This is a genomic window from Pseudomonas sp. Fl4BN1 (genome assembly GCF_009908285.1).
GTDB lineage: Bacteria > Pseudomonadota > Gammaproteobacteria > Pseudomonadales > Pseudomonadaceae > Aquipseudomonas.
The window spans coordinates 266,592-283,866 of the sequence record NZ_JAAARM010000005.1; the positions used below are offsets into that span (position 1 = coordinate 266,592).

Sequence of the window (17,275 nt, forward strand, 5' to 3'; positions counted from 1 at the left end):
GTGGTTTACAGCAATTACGACAGATGACAGGCCATCCGCCACGGATTCAACGCCCCTTGAACTGCGCCACGTTGCCGCTACGGGCCTCTGGAGCCGACGCACCGGCCGCCCCCAGGCGCTCACCGCTCTGGGCATCGAACAGCAGCACCCGGGCCGGATCGAACTGCAATGTCAGGGTTTCCCCCGCCTCGGGCGCCTGGTCCGGAGCCAGGCGGCAGCAGACCTTGGTGCCATTGAGCGTGACAAAGACCAGGGTGTCAGGACCGGTAGGCTCGATCACCTGGACCTCGGCGCGAATGCTCGGCAGACCATTGGCTTCGGCCGGGGCCAGGGAGATCTGTTCCGGACGAATGCCGAGGATCACTTCACGATCCTCAAGGCCTGCGTCCTGCATGCCCAGGGGCAACTCGCAACGGGCCTGGCCACTGTCCAGCAGGGCCAGCAGGCGGCCGTCCTTGCGCTGCAGGCGCAGGGGGATGAAGTTCATCGGCGGCGAACCGATGAAGCTCGCCACGAACAGGTTGGCCGGGTCGTTGTAGATCTGCTTCGGCGTGCCGAACTGCTGGATGATCCCGTCCTTCATCACCGCCACCTTGTCCCCCAGGGTCATGGCTTCGATCTGGTCGTGGGTGACGTAGACCGTGGTGGTTTTCAGGCGCTGGTGCATCAGCTTCATTTCCGTGCGCATCTCGACCCGCAGCTTGGCGTCGAGGTTGGACAACGGTTCGTCGAACAGGTAGATCTTCGGCCGCCGCGCCAGGGCCCGGCCCATGGCCACCCGCTGTTGCTGGCCACCGGAAAGCTGGCCCGGCTTGCGGGTCAGCAGGTGCTCGATCTGCAGCAGCTTGGCTACCCGCGCCACTTCCGCGTCGATCTCGGCGGTGGGCATCTTGCGGATCTTCAGGCCGAAGGCGATGTTGTCGCGCACGCTCATGGTCGGGTACAGCGCGTAGGACTGGAACACCATGGCGATGTCACGGTCCTTGGGGCTCATGCCACTGATGTCGGCATCGTCCACCAGGATCGCCCCGCCGCTGATGTTCTCCAGCCCGGCGATGCAGTTCATCAGGGTGGATTTACCGCAGCCGGACGGGCCGACGAGGATCAGGAACTCGCCGTCGTCGATCTTCAGTTCAATGTTTTTCAAGGTGTCCGGCAGGCCGGCACCGTAGGTCTTGTTGACGTTGCGTAATTCGAGAGTTGCCATGCCTTACCCCTTGACCGCGCCGGACGTCAGCCCGCGCAGGAAATACTTGCCGGCGAAGATGTAGACCAGCAGTGTCGGCAGCCCAGCGATCATCGCCGCCGCCATATCAACGTTGTATTCCTTGACCCCGGTGCTGGTGTTCACCAGGTTGTTCAGGGCCACGGTGATCGGTTGCACATCGCCACTGGCGAACACCACGCCGAAGAGGAAGTCGTTCCAGATCTGGGTGAACTGCCAGATCAGGCAGACCATGATGATCGGCACCGACATCGGCAGCAGGATCTTGCCGAAGATGGTGAAGAAACCCGCGCCATCCAGGCGCGCGGCCTTGACCAGCGCATCCGGAATACTCACGTAGTAGTTGCGAAAGAACAGGGTGGTGAACGCCAGGCCGTAGACCACGTGCACCAGCACCAGGCCGGTGGTGGTGTTGGCCAGGCCGAACTTGCCGAGGGTGAACGAGGCCGGCAGCAACACCGTCTGGAACGGCAGGAAGCAGCCGAACAGCAGCAGGCCGAAGAACAACTGCGAACCGCGAAAGCGCCACATCGACAACACGTAACCGTTCATCGCGCCAATGAAAGTGGAGATCAGTACCGCCGGCACGGTGATCTTCACCGAGTTCCAGAAGTAGCCGCCCACCGTGTCCCAGGCCTTGATCCAGCCGATGCCGTCGACCACCTGGGGCCAGCTCAGCAGGTTGCCGGTACGGATATCTTCCGGAGTCTTGAAGCTGGTGAGCAGCATCACCACCAGCGGTATCAGGTACACCGCCGCCGCCAGCAGCAGGGTGGCGTAGATGGCGATGCGGCTGAAGTTCAGCCGTGGCTTGAGCAACGAATCAGTCATGGCGCTTGCCTCGCAGCTCGGAGTACAGGTACGGCACCAGGATGGTCAGCACTGCGCCGAGCATCAGCATGGCGCTGGCCGAACCGATGCCCATCTGGCCGCGACTGAAGGTGAAGGAATACATGAACATCGCCGGCAGGTCGGAGGAGTAACCCGGGCCGCCCGCGGTCATTGCCGCCACCAGGTCGAAACTCTTGATCGCGATATGCGCAAGGATCATGAAGGCGCTGAAGAACACCGGGCGCAAGCTCGGCAGGACGATCCTCAGGTAGATGGTCGGCAAGCTCGCGCCATCCACCTGGGCAGCGCGAATAATCGACTGGTCGACACCGCGCAGCCCAGCGAGGAACATCGCCATGACAAACCCCGAGGCCTGCCATACCGCAGCGATCACCAGGCAATAGACCACCCGGTCCTGATCCACCAGCCAGTCCAGGCGAAAGCCTTCCCAGCCCCAGTCACGCAGCATCTTGTCCAGGCCCAGGCCGGGGTTGAGCAGCCACTTCCAGGCCGTGCCGGTGACGATCATCGAAAGGGCCATGGGGTACAGGTACACAGTGCGAATAAAGCCTTCCTTGCGGATGCGCTGGTCCAGCAGCACCGCCAGGAAGACCCCCAGCACCAGGCTGATGCCAATGAACATGCCACCGAAGACCGCAAGATTCTTGCTCGCCACCCACCAGCGGTCGTTGTCCATCAGGCGGGCGTACTGCTGCAGGCCAACCCACTTGTAGCTCGGCATGAAGCTGGAGTTGGTGAAGGACAGAATGAAGGTCCAGATGATGTAGCCGTAGAAACCCACGAGCACGATGACCATGCTCGGCGCCAGCACCAGCTTGGGCAGCCAGCGCTGCAGTGCGTCCAGGGGTGAGGCCTTGCTGAAAACCGCCACAGAGCTCATCGCAATAACCCGGTTGAAGAAATGGAACCTCAGCCTGTAGGAGCCGGCTTGCCGGCGAACGACACGACACGCTGTGCCGGGCACAGCGCTTCGCCGGCAAGCCGGCTCCTACAGGGGGAGAGGTGAACAAGGGGCCGCAGGCGTGCCTGCGGCGCCGGACTCTACTGCGCGGCCTTGACCGCCGAGGCAAGTTGCGCACTGGCCTTGGCCGGATCCGCATCCTTGTCGTTCATGAAGTTGGTCACCACGTCGAAGATCGCGCCCTGCACCGCCAGGGAAGTGGCCATGTTGTGCGCCATGCTCGGCTGCAGGCCGCCGGTCTTCTCGTCCGCCAGGAAGTCCTTGGCCGACGCCTGGGCACAGGAGTCGAAGCCTTCGGCGCTCATGTCATTGAGCATGTCGGTACGCACCGGAATCGAGCCCTTGTTGATGCTGAAGACTTTCTGGAAGTCCTTGCCCAGGGCGACCTTGGCCAGGTCCTGCTGGGCAGCGATGTCACCCTTGCGATCGGCCTTGAGCTTGAACACCGCCAGGGAGTCGATGTTGTAGGTGAAGGCCTTGTCAGTGCCTGGGAACGCCACGCACTGGTAGTCCTTGCCGGCGATTTTCTTCGCCGCAGTCCACTCGCTCTTGGCCCAGTCGCCCATCATCTGCATGCCAGCCTTGCCACCGATCACGTCGGCGGCGGCGATGTTCCAGTCACGCCCGGCGCGGTTGGGGTCCATGTAGCCGGTGATCTTCTTCAGCTCGGTGAAGGCCTTGACCATTTCCGCGCCGGCGAGGGTTTTCTGGTCCAGGTCCACCAGGGCTTTCTTGTAGCCCTCGGCGCCCATCACCGAGAGCACCACGTCTTCGAACACGGTGCTGTCCTGCCACGGCTGGCCGCCATGGGCCAGGGCGATGAAGCCGGCAGCCTTGAGTTTGTCGCCGGCGGCATAGAACTCTTCGAGGGTGGTCGGTGCCTTGTCGATCCCGGCTTTCTTGAACACTTCGGGATTGATCCACAGCCAGTTGACCCGGTGGATGTTCACCGGCACGGCCACGTAGTCACCTTCGTACTTGACGGTGTTGGCCACCTTGGACGAGAGCAGGCCGTCCCAGTTTTCCGCCTTGGCCACATCCTTGAGGGTGTCGGTGCTGAGCAGGCCAGTGCTGCCCCACTCCTGGATATCCGGGCCCTTGATCTGCGCCACACCCGGCGGGTTGCCGGCCACGGCGCGGCTTTTCAGCACGGTCATCGCGGTGGAACCACCACCACCAGCCACGGCACCGTCCTTCCAGGTGAAGCCGTCTTTTTCCACTTGGGCCTTGAGCACATCGACGGCCGCTTTTTCACCGCCCGAGGTCCACCAATGGACAACTTCCACGGAACCTTTGGAGTCGGCGGCGAGGGCACTCAGGGGAAACAGAGAGGCAAGGGAAATGACAGTGGCGAGGCGAGAAATCGCATTCATTTGAAGTACCTTTCTTGTTGTTATGCATGCAAGTCTGGTGCTTGCGCTGCACACGAGTCTAAACAGCCTAGTCGAACGTTCGGGTAACGAAGCGACGGTGAAATGTCACGACATGGTTACACAAGGCCCGGAACAGACGCTTGGGCCAAAGCCGAGGCGATGCTCGGTGCCAGGGGCAGACGGGGAATCAGTACGGCTTGCCAGGTGTGATAGAGGTCCGGCTTGCCGCCCCAGATCTCGGCAGCCGGGCGGTTGTCACTGCCCAGCTCGTGATGCCAGCTGCCCTGTTGGCGATCGATGAAATGTGCTTCACAGAACTCCCAGAAACGCCGGTACCAGGTCTCGTACTGCTCCTGGCCGGTGCGCCTGAGCAAGGCACTGGCGGCAGCGCTGGCCTCGGCGTGAGTCCAGTGCAGGCGCTGGCGAACCACCGGCCGGTTGTCCCAGTCCAGGGTGTAGACAATGCCCGGGGCGCCGTCCACGTCCCAGCCGTTGCGACAGTTGTTCTCGAACAACCGTTGCGCATCCAGCACCAGCCACCCCGGAGTCAGCATGCCGGCCTGAACCCGCGACGCTTCCAAGTGCAGCAGCAAGCGCGCCCATTCAAAACCGTGGCCCGGCGTAGTGCCGAAGGGCCGGAAACCGTCGGCGGGAAAGGCCTGGTTGTAGTCCGGCAAAGGCTGCCAGAACGGATCGAAATGCTCGATCACCATGAAGTCATTGGCAGCGGCATGCTGATGGATCACCCGCTCGACGATGCGCAGCGCCCGATTGAGCCAGCGCGGGTCCTGGGTGACATCGGCCAGGGCGAGAAAGGCCTCGGTGGCGTGCATGTTGCTGTTGGCGCCGCGATAGGCTTCCTGTTCGCTCCAGTCGCGGTTGAAGGACTCGCCCATGGCGCCCTCCTCTTCGCTCCAGAAATGCCCGTCAATGACCCGGATCGCTTCCGCGAGCAAGGTCTCGGCCCCGGGCCGCCGCGCCACCACCGCGGAGCTGGCGGCCAGGGCGACAAAGGCATGCAGATAGGCAGCCTTGATGCTGTTGCCATCCGCCTGCCCTGCCACGGCAAACCAGCCGCCGTGCTCGGCATCGCGCAACGGGCCCATGAGCGCGGCGATACCGTGGTCCACCAGCCCGGCATAACCCGGCAGGCCCTGGATGTGAGCCATGGCAAAGCTGTGGGTCAGGCGCGCGGTGTTCATGCTTTCGGCCTGGGCGCCAGCGGACAGGCGACCCTGGGCATCGAGGTTACCGAAGCCTTCGGCGAGCCGTGAGGCCTTGGCAAAATCCAGCAGGCGCAGGCCTTCGGCGGCAAGCCAGGCCTGATGTGCAGGTGCATTCAGCCAGCTACTGAATGGCAGGGAAAGAGCGTCCATGGGTGACCTGTTGTTGTTTTTATCGAAGGCTTGAGTCTAATCAAGCCATGCGCAACCGCAGGTAACGAAGGACCAGCACAATGTCACTGACCGGTGACATTCCACCACCCCGTAGGAGCCGGCTTACCGGCGAAGAGGCCCTTGAGCCTTGTAGTGCCTTTGAGGACGCCTTCGCTGGCAAGCCAGCTCCTACGCAAGTCAGCGCCGACACGGACGACCGTTCAGTCGAAGGTCCGAGGCAGGTACAGGGTCACCCGCAAGCCGCCTTCGCGCAGGTTCTGTAGGCTGACTTCGCCGCCATGGCTATGGGCGATGTTGCGCGCGATGCCCAGGCCCAAGCCATAACCCTGCTGCTGCCCAGCCAGGCGGAAGTGCGGCTCGAACACCTGTTCCAGGCGCTGCTCCGGTACACCCGGGCCTTCGTCATCCACGTGCAGGACAAAGCCGCTATCGTCGTCTTCGATGTGCAGATGGGCGTTCTGCCCGTACTTCAGGGCGTTGTCGATCAGGTTACCCATGCAGCGCTTGAGCGCCAGGGGCTTGCCCGGGTAGCTGGCCAGCGCCCGGCCCTGCTGGGTCACCCGGCCATTACCCTGGGGCGCCAGGTAAGGCTCCACCAGGCAGTCGAGTACCTGATTGAGGTCCACCGGTTCGATGTTCTCGTGGATATCGGTGTCCTTGACGCATTGCAGTGCGCCTTTGACCAGCAGTTCCAGTTCATCCAGGTCGCGGCCGAACTTGGCTTGCAGTTGCTCGTCCTCCAGTAATTCGACCCGCAGGCGCAGACGGGTGATGGGGGTGCGCAGGTCATGGGAGATGGCGCTGAACAGTTGGCTGCGTTCGGTCAGGTAGCGGCTGATGCGCTCACGCATGCTGTTGAAGGCCCGGCCGACTTCCACCACTTCACTGCCACCGCCCTCCGCCACCGGCTCGACATCGGCGCCCAGGGACATGTCCCGCGCGGCCCGGGCCAGGCGCTTGAGGGGCCGGCTCTGCCAGTGCACCAGCAGGCCAATGAACAGCAGCAGGAAGCCGCTGGTGAGCAAGATGAACCACACCTGCTGAGCCGGCAGGCCCTGTTCTTCGAGGCTGGTGTAGGGCTCGGGCAGCAGCGAGGCGATGTACAGCCATTCCCCCGGGGCCATCTGGATCTGGGTCACCAGCACCGGTGGGTTCACCGGTTCCAGGGTCAGGGCGTAATGGGCCCAGGAACGCGGCAACTCGTCGAGCTTGAGGCCGCCATTGAAGATCCGCAGGTCGTCGGGGCTGACAAAGGTCACGGAAATATCCGCGTCGTTGCCCAAGGATTGGCGCAGCACCTGCTCCACCGCTTGCAGCACCGCCTCTTTGCGCGGGGTGGCCGGCAGCACCTGCATGCCCAGGGGCTTGTCATTGAGGGTCACGACAAACCGGGTACCGCCCATGCTGCGCAACTGGTCCAGCACCAGAGGCCGATAGGCCACCGGCAACGAACGCAGGTAACTGACGCTGGCAGTCATCGAATGGGCCAGGCTGCGGGCACTGGTCACCAGCCCTTCGAGCTGGGTGGCACGCAACTGCGAAACCCAGATCACGCTGGACAGGGCCTGGGCGAACAGCACCGCCAGCAGAGTCAGGAGCAGCATCCGCCCCAGCAGCGAGCGAGGCACCGGCAGGCGCCGAAGCACTCTGCGCAAGGCCTCAGTGGCCATTGCCGGCAACCACATTGGCTGCCAATTGATAACCGCTGCCGCGCACGGTACGGATCAGCCGCGGCGGTTTTTCCGTGTCTCGCAGGCGCTGACGCAGGCGGCTCACCGCCATGTCGACGATGCGGTCCAGGGGCATCAAGTCGCGGCCGCGGGTGGCATTGCCGATGGTGTCGCGATCGAGGATTTCCTGGGGGTGATCGAGAAACAGCTTGAGCAGGGCGAAATCGGCGCCGGAGAGAATCACTTCCTCGCCGTCGTTGTGGAACAGTCGGTGACTGATCACATCCAGGCGCCATTCGTCGAAGCACAGCACTTCACCGGCAATCCGCTCTTGAGCGAACTGGGCGCGGCGCAGCAGGGCCTTGATCCGCGCCTGCAGTTCACGGGGGCTGAAGGGCTTGCCCAGGTAGTCGTCGGCGCCCAGCTCCAGACCGATGACCCGGTCGGCTTCGTCGGAGCTGGCGGTGAGCATGATGATCGGCACCTGGCTGCGCTTGGCGTGCTGGCGGATCCAGCGGCACAGGCTGAAGCCGTCTTCGTCAGGCAGCATCACGTCGAGGATCACCAGGTCGCTGGGCGCGTCATTCAAGGCCTGGCGAAAGCCGGCGCCGTCAGCCGTAGTGCGCACCTGGAAACCGCAGCGGCTGAGGTAGGTTTCCAGCAGCTCGCGAATTTCCTGATCGTCGTCAACCAACAAAATCGACTTACTGACTGAACTCACCGGGGCCGTCCTTATTGTTAGGGAGGGAGCGCGATTATGCCTGATGGTGGGTGGCCTGTTACGGCCTCTTCGCCGGCAAGCCGGCTCCTACACCAAGCTGCCAGGCGTCAACCCTGGGCCTGTTCCAGGGCCACGCCGGCACCGGTCAGCCCGGAATAGGGCGCGGTCACCAGCCACACCGGGATGCCCTTGAAGTAATCGCTCATGCAACCCTTGTCGGCAAAGCTCTTGGCAAAGCCGCTGTGGATGAAGAAATCGGCAAAACGCGGAATCACCCCGCCGACGATGTACACGCCACCACGCCCACCAGTGGTCAGTACGTTATTGCCCGCCACCCGACCCAGCCAGCAGCTGAACTGCTCCAGCACTTCCCGGGCAATCGGGTCGCCGGCCAGGCCGGCCGCGGTGATGGCTTCCGGGGTATCGAGGCGTGGTTCATGGCCGTCCAGCGCGCAAATCGCCCGGTACACCCGAGGCAATCCGCTGCCGCTCAGAGCGGTCTCGGCGCTGACATGGCCGATCTCGTCGTGGATGTGCTGCCACAGCTGGGTTTCCCGCGGGCTGCTCAAGGGCAGGTCGACATGGCCTCCCTCCCCCGGCAAGGCCATGTAGCGGCCATCACCGAAATTCAGCAAGGTGCCCACTCCCAGGCCGGTACCCGGGCCGATCACCACCGCCGGGCGCAAGGGCTCGGCAACGCCCTCACAGACCACGCGGTACTCGTCGGGTTGCAGGCGGGTCATGCCCAGGGCCATGGCCGAGAAGTCGTTGACCAGCAGAAGGCGGTCCACCTGCAAGGCCTGGCAGAAGGCCTGGCGGCTCAGGCGCCAGTGGTTGTTGGTGAAACGAAACTCGTCGCCGCTGACCGGACCGGCCACCGACAGGCACACCGAGCCGATGTCACCCAGGGCCAGGCCCTGCTCCTGCAGGTACGCCTTGATGGCGTCTTCCGGGCAGCGATAGTCCGCCGTGGCGTGGACCTGGACCGCGTCCAGTTGTTGGTCCTTCCACAACGCGAACCGCGCGTTGGTACCACCGATGTCACCGACCAGGGCCAGTTTCAATTAAGCGTCTCCAGAGCAGAGGTAAAGGCGCTGGCGCCCTGCTCTGCCGAGCTGAAGGCCATGCGCATGAAAGCGAAGAGTTCGCGGCCGGTGCCGACGTTGTTGCCCAACAGGCCCTTGGCCGGCTCGCGGGCCGCGAATTCTGCGGCGTCCACCTTAAGCTCAAGGGTGCCCTTGACGCCATCCACGCGAATGATGTCGCCGTCCAGCACCCGGGCCAGGGCGCCTCCCACCTGGGCCTCGGGGCTGACATGGATGGCCGCCGGGATCTTGCCCGAAGCGCCGGACATGCGCCCGTCGGTGACCAGCGCCACCTTGAAGCCACGGTCCTGCAACACGCCGAGGAACGGGGTCATCTTGTGCAGTTCGGGCATGCCGTTGGAACGCGGGCCCTGGAAGCGCATCACCGCGACGAAGTCCTTCTCCAACAGGCCGGCCTTGAACGCGTCGGCCAGGTCCTGCTGGTCCTGGAACACCACAGCTGGGGCTTCGACAATCTGGTGCTCCGGGGCCACGGCGGAAACCTTCATCACGCCGCGCCCCAGGTTGCCCTCCATGACCCGCAGCCCGCCTTCCGGCGAGAAGGCCCGGGCCACTGGCCGCAGGATGTTTTCGTCGAGGCTTTCGATCGGGCCGTCGCGCCACACCAGCTTGCCGTTGTCGAGGAACGGTTCCTGGGTGTAGCGGCTCAAGCCGCGACCGGCCACAGTGTTGACGTCTTCATGCAGCAGGCCGGCTTCCAGCAGTTCGCGGATCAGGAACGACATGCCCCCTGCTGCCTGGAAGTGGTTGATGTCGGCCTTGCCGTTGGGATAGACGTGGGACAGGGTCGGCACCACTTCGGAAAGGTCGGCCATGTCCTGCCAGGTCAACTGGATGCCCGCGGCCTGGGCAATGGCCGGCATATGCAGGGTGTGATTGGTGGAACCGCCGGTGGCGTGCAAGGCAACGATGGAGTTGACCAGGACGCGTTCGTCGACGATTTCACCAAGCGGCATGAAATTGCCGCTCTGCTTGGTCAGGCGGGTGACCTGCTGCGCCGCTTCATGGGTCAGGGCGTCACGCAACGGCGTGTTCGGGTTGACGAAAGAAGCCCCCGGCAGGTGCAGGCCCATGACTTCCATCAGCAGCTGGTTAGTGTTGGCGGTGCCGTAGAAGGTGCAGGTGCCCGGGCTGTGGTAGGAGTTCATTTCCGACTCCAGCAACTCCTCGCGGCTGGCCTTGCCTTCGGCATAGCGCTGGCGCACATCGGCTTTCTGCTTGTTGGAAATCCCCGAGACCATCGGCCCGCCCGGGACGAAAATGGTCGGCAGATGACCGAAGCGCAAGGCGCCCATCATCAGGCCCGGAACGATCTTGTCGCAGATTCCCAGCATCAGCGCGGCATCGAACATGTTGTGCGACAGCGCCACAGCGGTGGACAGTGCGATCACCTCGCGGCTCGGCAGGCTCAGCTCCATGCCGGCCTCGCCCTGGGTCACGCCGTCGCACATGGCCGGGGTGCCGCCAGCGAACTGGCCCACCGAACCGATCTCGCGCAGGGCCTTCTTGATCTGTTCTGGAAAGTGCTCGTACGGCTGGTGGGCGGACAACATGTCGTTATATGACGAAACAATTGCCACGTTGGCCGCATTCATCATCCGCAGGTTGTGCTTATCGTCGGCCCCGCAACCGGCCACGCCGTGGGCGAAGTTTGCACACTGCAGCTTGCCCCGCTGCGGGCCGTCGCTGGCGGCACCCCGGATCAAAGCGAGATAGGCCTGGCGGGTGGCGCGACTGCGGGCGATAAGCCGTTCGGTGACCTCAAGAACGCGGGGATGCATGTGTAGAACTCCAGGCTAACGGATGTGGCGACCTGTTTGTCTATGCTGATCAGAAGCACCGCCGCTCAGGGAGAATGGAGGAAATTTCTGACCATTTGGACCAGTTGATTCAGGTCACTCGTTGTAGATAAAACAAAATATTGCCACTAAAAAGGCTTGTTTTCTATTTCTATGCGAATAATCTTGTAATTCCAACAACAAATTCAACGACAGGCGTTTGCACATGACTCTTCGAATCGCAATCAATGGTTTTGGCCGTATTGGCCGTAACGTCCTGCGCGCACTTTATACCCAAGGCTATCGTCAAGATTTGCAGATCGTCGCCATCAACGATCTGGGAGACAGCGCGATCAATGCCCACCTGCTGAAGTACGACACCGTCCACGGCACCTTCGATGCACACATCGAGCACGATCAGGAAAGCCTGACCGTGAATGGCGACCGCATCGCCGTCAGCGCCATCCGCAACCCGGCCGAACTGCCCTGGGCTGCGGAAAAGATCGACGTGGTCTTCGAATGCACCGGCCTGTTCACCGACCGCACCAAGGCTGCCGCCCATCTTACTGCCGGCGCCCGCAAAGTGATCATCTCGGCCCCGGCCAAAGGCGCCGACGCCACAGTGGTCTATGGGGTCAACCACGATATTCTGCGCCAGTCGCACCAGATCATCTCCAGCGCCTCTTGCACCACCAACTGCCTGGCCCCGGTGGCCCAGGTGCTGCACCGTGAACTGGGCATCGACAACGGCCTGATGACCACTATCCACGCCTACACCAACGACCAGAACCTCACCGACGTCTATCACACCGACCCCTACCGCGCCCGCTCGGGCACCCAGAACATGATCCCGAGCAAGACCGGCGCCGCGGAAGCCGTGGGCCTGGTGCTGCCGGAACTGGCAGGCAAGTTGACGGGCATGGCGGTACGGGTGCCGGTGATCAACGTCTCCCTGGTGGACCTGACCGTGACCCTCAAGCGCGACACCACCGCCGAAGAGGTCAATGCCCTGTTCAAGAGCGCCAGCCAGCACTCCAAGGTCCTCGGTTGCAACACCCTGCCGCTGGTCTCCAGCGACTTCAACCACAACCCGCTGTCGTCGATCTTCGACGCCAACCACACCAAGGTCAGCGGCGGCCGCCTGCTCAAGGTCCTGGCCTGGTACGACAACGAGTGGGGTTTCTCCAACCGCATGCTGGATAACTGCCTGGCCCTGTGCAACGCGGAATAAGCGGGTACTCGTCGATGATCGGTATCAGCTTCACGCAAAAGACCATGGCGGCGCGCAAGCGCATCGCCCTGGTCGCTCACGATCACTGCAAGGCCTTTCTCCTGGAATGGGCCGAACGCCAAAAAGCCCGCCTGGCCGAACATCAGCTGGTAGCCACCGGCACCACCGGATTGCTGCTGAACAAACGCCTCGGGCTGCCGGTGGAAAGCATGATCAGCGGCCCGCTGGGGGGCGATCAACAGTTGGGCGCACAGATTGCCGAGCAAAAGGTCGATTTGCTGGTGTTCTTCTGGGACCCCTTCGAACCCCAACCCCACGATCCGGATATCAAGGCGCTGCTGCGCGTAGCAGCGGTGTGGAATATTCCGGTGGCCTGCAACGAGTGCAGTGCCGACTACCTGCTCAGCAGCCCGCTGATGAATCAAGCCCACGAACACCGGATTCCTGACTACCAGGCATACCTGGCTGGCAGAGGATAATTCACGCAAGGCTTGACCAAAGACGTAGATGACAATCATTATCATCTACTGCACAAAATTGGATCAGGCCTTGCTGTGAGTCAATCGCACTTCAATCACGTCTTCCTCACCCAACGTATTTCTCTGCTGCGAACGCTGGAGCGGATGGTCAATAACCACAGCACCGCCGAAGACCTGTTGCAGGAAACCTACCTGCGCGTGACCCGCGCCCTCGGTGAGCGCCCGATCACTCATCTTGAACCCTTTGTCTTCCAGACCGCTCGCAACCTCGCGCTGGACCATCTGCGTGCCCGGCGCATCCAGGGCCGGACCCTGCTCGAAGATGTGCCCGCAGAGGTGGTGGAGAACGTCGCCGCGCCCGTCAGCAGCGCCGAAGACGCCGCACATGCCGAACAATTGCTCGAACGCTTGAACGTCAGCCTTGGCCAGCTCAGTGCACGTCAGCAGCAGATCTTCATCCTCAGCCGCCTGCACGGCCACAGCTACCAGGAAATCGCCGAAGAATTGGGCGTATCCCTGAGCACGGTGCAAAAGGAATTGAAACTGATCATGGCCATCTGCATCGGCGTCGCCGAACGCCTGGACGATCAGTGAGTCTCAACTGCCGAGCAGAATGACTGCGTCAGCCCCGGGCCTTTGTTAACCTTGGCCGGCTTTCGCTCTCTCTTGAAAAAACAGTTGCGCACAGACGCAGCCGAGGAACACCCGTGACGGATTTTCACAGCGCCGAGCCGCCTACCCCTGCCGGCCCGCACTCAAGCAACCTTGCCATGGATCAGGCGCTGGATTGGCTGATCGAGCTGGAACATCCGACCCAAGAGCAAGTGCGCCAATTCCATCAGTGGCTGGCCGCCTCACCGCTCAACGCCCAGGCCTTCGAAAAGGCCCAGGCCCTCTGGAACGGCCCGCAAGTGGCGCAATGCGCCCAGGCTCTGGCCGCCCCAGCGAAAGTCTCGCGCCTGGCCCGCTTGCGGCCCCATTGGAAACCCCTGGCGACCGCTGCAGTACTGGTGCTCGGGCTGTTCAGCTTCAGCAACCTGCCTCTGCGCCTGCAGGCCGATCACCTGACCCTGGTGGGCGAACGCCAGCGCCTGCAGCTGGAAGACGGCTCGAAAGTACTGCTCAACACCAATTCGGCATTTTCCAGCGATATCGACGATCACCAGCGCGTGGCCCGGCTGTACCAGGGCGAAGCCTTCTTCGAGATCCCGGCCAGCCGCGGGCTGCCCCTGGAGCTGGACGCCGGTCCGGTGCGGGCCAGCGTGCGCGATACGGTATTTGCCGTGCGATATCTGGATGGCATTGCTCAGATCCAGGTACAGCGCGGTGACATCGACCTGCGGGCAACCCATGCCGACCAGCGCATTCGCCTGAGCGCCGGAGAGAGCATTCGCGTTGGCCCCAAAGGCTTCGACCAGCGAGCCAAGCTCGATGCCGGCAAGGACCTGGCCTGGGTCGAGGGCCGCCTGGTATTCGAGAACTGCCCTCTCAGCCAGGTCCTGGCGGAGCTGCGGCGCTATTACCCAGGCTGGATCATCAACAGCAACCAACAACTGGCGAACGTCGCAGTGACCGGCAACTACCGCCTGGACCAGCCTCTGGACGTGCTGCGCTCGCTGGCCCATATCACCTCGGCGCGGTTGTCGGAGTTCCCAGCGCTGGTGATTCTCAACTGAGAATAATTATTTTTACGCGATCGCAATGGGTCGTACGTCTCGTTATAGCCAATGCAAGTGATTCGCATTTTGAATGCGTATCTGCACCTATAAAAGATTCGTGCGACCCGGAGCGTTTTCGATGTCCCCTCGCCTCAACAGCCGATCCCCTGTTCCCGCTGCCCGCCTGCAGCAATGCACCTTGTCGCTGCTCACCGCAGCCATCCTGCTGGCCGGCACTCAAGCCGCGCCCGTCATGGCCGCCGACGCCCCGGCAGCGTCCAGCCAGCGCATGGGCAACTACAGCTTCGCCATTGCCCAGCAACCGCTGGTCTCGGCGCTCAATGCCTTCACCGCGGTCACCGGCTGGCAAGTCGGCCTGCCCGCCGAACTGGGTGCAGGCGTCGCCTCCCCCGGCGTACACGGCTCGCTGAGCCCGGAAAAGGCCCTGGATCGGCTGCTGAACGGCACCAACCTGAGCTACCGCAAGCTGAGCAACAACAACATCGTCCTGGAGAAACGCAGCGGCGCCAATGTGGTGAACCTGCAGCAGGTAACCATCAGCGCCACTCGCCAGGAGCAGGACATCAACTCGGTGCCCAGCACCGTGAGCGTGCAGACCCGAGAAGAGCTCGACCGGCAGAACGTCAACAACATCCGCGAACTGACCCGCTATGAACCGGGTGTCTCGGTCGGTGGTGCGGGCCTTCGTGGCGGTGGTATCAGTGGCTACAACATTCGTGGCATCGACGGTGACCGGATCCTGACCCAGGTCGATGGTGTAGAAGTACCCAGCAGCTTCTTCAACGGCCCCTACGCTGAAACCCAGCGTAACTACGTCGACCCGGAAATCATCAAGCGCGTGGAAATCCTCCGCGGCCCCGCGTCCGCGCTGTACGGCAGCAATGCCATCGGCGGCGCAGTAAGCTATTTCACCCTGGACCCGGATGACATCATCAAACCCGGACAGGATGTTGGCGCCCGCCTGAAAAGCGGTTACAGCTCCTCCGACAACAGCTGGCTGACCTCCGGCACCTTCGCTGGGCGCAGCGGTGAATTCGACGGTTTGCTGCACCTGAGCCAACGCAACGGTCGCGAAACCGAATCCTACGGCAACACCGGCGGCACGGGCCTGAAGCGTACCGAAGCCAACCCCGAGACCGTACGCACCACCAACGTGCTGGCCAAGCTGGGCTGGGACTACAGCGACGATTCGCGCCTGGGCCTCACCTACGAGAAGTACAAGGACGACCGCGACAGCAACCAGCGCAGTGTGGTCGGCGGCCTGTTCTTCAACGGCACAGGCAGCAATCTGTATCGCGCCCGTACCGCCAACGACACCATCACCCGCGAGCGTTTCGGCCTGGAGCACAGCTTTGCCCTCGACAGCCTCCTGGCAGACAAGGTCAAGTGGAGCCTGAACTACCAGATTGCCAAGACCGACCAGCATGCCGATGAGATCTATCAGTCCGGACGCCGTGTGGCGCGCACCCGAGATACCCTCTACCAGGAAAAGCAGTGGGTCTTCGATGCGCAACTGGACAAGGCGTTTACCCTCGCCGATACCGACCACCTGCTGACCTACGGCACCAACATCAAGCAACAGAAGGTGACCGGCTACCGTTATGGCACCGCAACCTGCCTGAACGTGGCCACCAATTGTTCGGCCATTGGCGCCCCCAGCGCATCGCGAGGGGACAGTATTGCCAAATCCAGCGACTTCCCGGACCCGACCATCAATACCTACGGCCTGTTCGTCCAGGACCAGATCCACTGGAACGACTGGACCTTCCTGCCCAGCCTGCGTTACGACTACACCCAGCTCAAACCCCACGTGACCGATGAGTTCACCAACACCATCGTCGCCGCCGGTGGCAAGGCCTCGGAAATCAATGCCAGCGAAAAGACCTGGCATCGTGTGTCGCCCAAGTTCGGCCTGACCTACGCCCTGACCGAGCAATACACCTGGTATGGCCAGTACGCCGAAGGCTTCCGTACGCCGACCGCCAAGGCTCTGTTCGGCCGCTTCGAGAACCCGGGTGCCGGCTACTCGGTCGCCCCCAACCCGGACCTGAAACCGGAAAAGAGCAAAAGCTGGGAAACCGGCCTGCGTGGCAACTTCGAGCACGGCAACTTCGATGTGTCGGTGTTCTATAACAAGTACAGCGACTTCATTAACGAAGACGCCATCGCTCCCGGCTACAACCAAATCAAGTTCCAGACCGCCAACATCAAGCACGCCACCATCAAGGGCGCGGAAGTCAAAGGCCGCCTGAACCTGGATGCCGTGGGTGCCCCGCAAGGCCTCTACACACTGGGTTCGGTGGCATATGCCTACGGTCGCAATGCCGATAACGGTGAACCGCTCAACAGCGTGAACCCGCTCAAGGCGGTATTTGGCCTGGGCTACGACCAGGACAAATACGGCACCTTGCTCAGCTGGACCCTGGTCAAGCGCAAGGATCGGGTCGATGACACTGCGTTCAAAGCCCCGGACGGCCTGGCCAGCAGCAGCCAGTTCAAGACCCCGGGCTTCGGCATCCTCGACCTGAGCGGTTTCTACAAGGTCACCGATGACCTCACGATGAACGCTGGCGTGTACAACCTGACCGACAAGAAATACTGGAACTGGGATGACGTGCGTGGCTACGACGGAGTTGGAGAGGCCGGCATGCTCAACCCCGCCAACCTCGACCGCCTGACCCAGCCGGGTCGCAACTTCTCGGTCAACCTGATCTGGGATATCTGATGCATCCGCTCCTCGCTGCTCTTTTTCATCCGGGGCAGTGAGGATTTTTTACTGTGTCGCGTCTTCTTGTTCGTCTAG

General features: G+C 62.6%; 14 protein-coding genes. 5 read left to right on the top strand and 9 right to left on the bottom strand.

The genetic code is table 11. The features are described from left to right. Positions 1-46: 46 nt before the first annotated feature. The 9 genes from GV818_RS08440 to edd all read right to left on the bottom strand — a co-directional run bounded on the left by GV818_RS08440 (position 47) and on the right by edd (position 11,086). Positions 47-1,207 (bottom strand): ABC transporter ATP-binding protein, encoded by a 1,161-nt coding sequence (locus GV818_RS08440; protein ID WP_161756104.1) that lies wholly within the window; start codon positions 1,205-1,207, stop codon positions 47-49. Positions 1,208-1,210: 3 nt separating this feature from the next. Beyond that, positions 1,211-2,056, bottom strand: coding sequence for a carbohydrate ABC transporter permease (locus GV818_RS08445; protein ID WP_161756105.1), 846 nt, complete (start codon positions 2,054-2,056; stop codon positions 1,211-1,213). Next, positions 2,049-2,957: a carbohydrate ABC transporter permease gene (locus GV818_RS08450; protein ID WP_161756106.1), complete on the bottom strand. Its 909-nt coding sequence runs from the start codon at positions 2,955-2,957 to the stop codon at positions 2,049-2,051. The genes GV818_RS08445 and GV818_RS08450 overlap by 8 nt, the downstream gene beginning before the upstream one ends. 161 nt (positions 2,958-3,118) lie before the next feature. Further along, complete coding sequence (locus tag GV818_RS08455) at positions 3,119-4,411, bottom strand: ABC transporter substrate-binding protein (protein ID WP_161756107.1); 1,293 nt, start codon at positions 4,409-4,411, stop codon at positions 3,119-3,121. 116 nt (positions 4,412-4,527) lie between these two features. After that, complete coding sequence (locus tag GV818_RS08460) at positions 4,528-5,787, bottom strand: AGE family epimerase/isomerase (protein ID WP_161756108.1); 1,260 nt, start codon at positions 5,785-5,787, stop codon at positions 4,528-4,530. A 221-nt stretch (positions 5,788-6,008) separates the two neighbouring features. Continuing rightward, positions 6,009-7,478, bottom strand: coding sequence for an ATP-binding protein (locus GV818_RS08465; RefSeq protein ID WP_161756109.1), 1,470 nt, complete (start codon positions 7,476-7,478; stop codon positions 6,009-6,011). Beyond that, positions 7,468-8,199 (bottom strand): response regulator, encoded by a 732-nt coding sequence (locus tag GV818_RS08470; protein ID WP_161756110.1) that lies wholly within the window; start codon positions 8,197-8,199, stop codon positions 7,468-7,470. Before GV818_RS08470 ends, GV818_RS08465 begins: the two co-directional genes overlap by 11 nt. Positions 8,200-8,306: 107 nt before the next feature. Then, complete coding sequence (locus tag GV818_RS08475) at positions 8,307-9,263, bottom strand: glucokinase (RefSeq protein ID WP_161776340.1); 957 nt, start codon at positions 9,261-9,263, stop codon at positions 8,307-8,309. Then, positions 9,260-11,086 carry a phosphogluconate dehydratase gene (gene edd, locus GV818_RS08480; protein WP_161756112.1) on the bottom strand — a complete coding sequence of 609 codons (1,827 nt, stop codon included), beginning with the start codon at positions 11,084-11,086 and terminating at the stop codon, positions 9,260-9,262. Before edd ends, GV818_RS08475 begins: the two co-directional genes overlap by 4 nt. 223 nt (positions 11,087-11,309) lie before the next feature. Between edd and gap the strand changes: the two genes are divergently transcribed. From gap to GV818_RS08505, 5 genes are all read left to right on the top strand, one after another. Continuing rightward, on the top strand, positions 11,310-12,314 hold the full coding sequence (gene gap, locus GV818_RS08485) for a type I glyceraldehyde-3-phosphate dehydrogenase (protein ID WP_161756113.1): 1,005 nt from the start codon (positions 11,310-11,312) through the stop codon (positions 12,312-12,314). 14 nt (positions 12,315-12,328) lie between these two features. Next, a complete protein-coding gene (locus GV818_RS08490) occupies positions 12,329-12,793 on the top strand; it encodes a methylglyoxal synthase (protein ID WP_161776341.1) in 465 nt (154 codons plus the stop codon). A 75-nt stretch (positions 12,794-12,868) separates the two neighbouring features. After that, on the top strand, positions 12,869-13,387 hold the full coding sequence (locus GV818_RS08495) for an RNA polymerase sigma factor (protein WP_161756115.1): 519 nt from the start codon (positions 12,869-12,871) through the stop codon (positions 13,385-13,387). Positions 13,388-13,500: 113 nt separating this feature from the next. Continuing rightward, on the top strand, positions 13,501-14,469 hold the full coding sequence (locus tag GV818_RS08500) for a FecR family protein (RefSeq protein ID WP_161756116.1): 969 nt from the start codon (positions 13,501-13,503) through the stop codon (positions 14,467-14,469). Between the two features lie 121 nt (positions 14,470-14,590). Then, positions 14,591-17,197 (top strand): TonB-dependent receptor, encoded by a 2,607-nt coding sequence (locus tag GV818_RS08505; RefSeq protein WP_161776342.1) that lies wholly within the window; start codon positions 14,591-14,593, stop codon positions 17,195-17,197. Positions 17,198-17,275: the final 78 nt, after the last annotated feature.

What these genes read in the sequence shown, in the direction of transcription:
- GV818_RS08440 (WP_161756104.1), bottom strand. Translation starts at nt 1,207, where the DNA reads ATGGCAACTCTCGAATTACGCAACGTCAACAAGACCTACGGTGCCGGC.
- GV818_RS08445 (WP_161756105.1), bottom strand. Translation starts at nt 2,056, where the DNA reads ATGACTGATTCGTTGCTCAAGCCACGGCTGAACTTCAGCCGCATCGCC.
- GV818_RS08450 (WP_161756106.1), bottom strand. Translation starts at nt 2,957, where the DNA reads ATGAGCTCTGTGGCGGTTTTCAGCAAGGCCTCACCCCTGGACGCACTG.
- GV818_RS08455 (WP_161756107.1), bottom strand. Translation starts at nt 4,411, where the DNA reads ATGAATGCGATTTCTCGCCTCGCCACTGTCATTTCCCTTGCCTCTCTG.
- GV818_RS08460 (WP_161756108.1), bottom strand. Translation starts at nt 5,787, where the DNA reads ATGGACGCTCTTTCCCTGCCATTCAGTAGCTGGCTGAATGCACCTGCA.
- GV818_RS08465 (WP_161756109.1), bottom strand. Translation starts at nt 7,478, where the DNA reads ATGGCCACTGAGGCCTTGCGCAGAGTGCTTCGGCGCCTGCCGGTGCCT.
- edd (WP_161756112.1), bottom strand. Translation starts at nt 11,086, where the DNA reads ATGCATCCCCGCGTTCTTGAGGTCACCGAACGGCTTATCGCCCGCAGT.
- gap (WP_161756113.1), top strand. Translation starts at nt 11,310, where the DNA reads ATGACTCTTCGAATCGCAATCAATGGTTTTGGCCGTATTGGCCGTAAC.
- GV818_RS08490 (WP_161776341.1), top strand. Translation starts at nt 12,329, where the DNA reads ATGATCGGTATCAGCTTCACGCAAAAGACCATGGCGGCGCGCAAGCGC.
- GV818_RS08505 (WP_161776342.1), top strand. Translation starts at nt 14,591, where the DNA reads ATGTCCCCTCGCCTCAACAGCCGATCCCCTGTTCCCGCTGCCCGCCTG.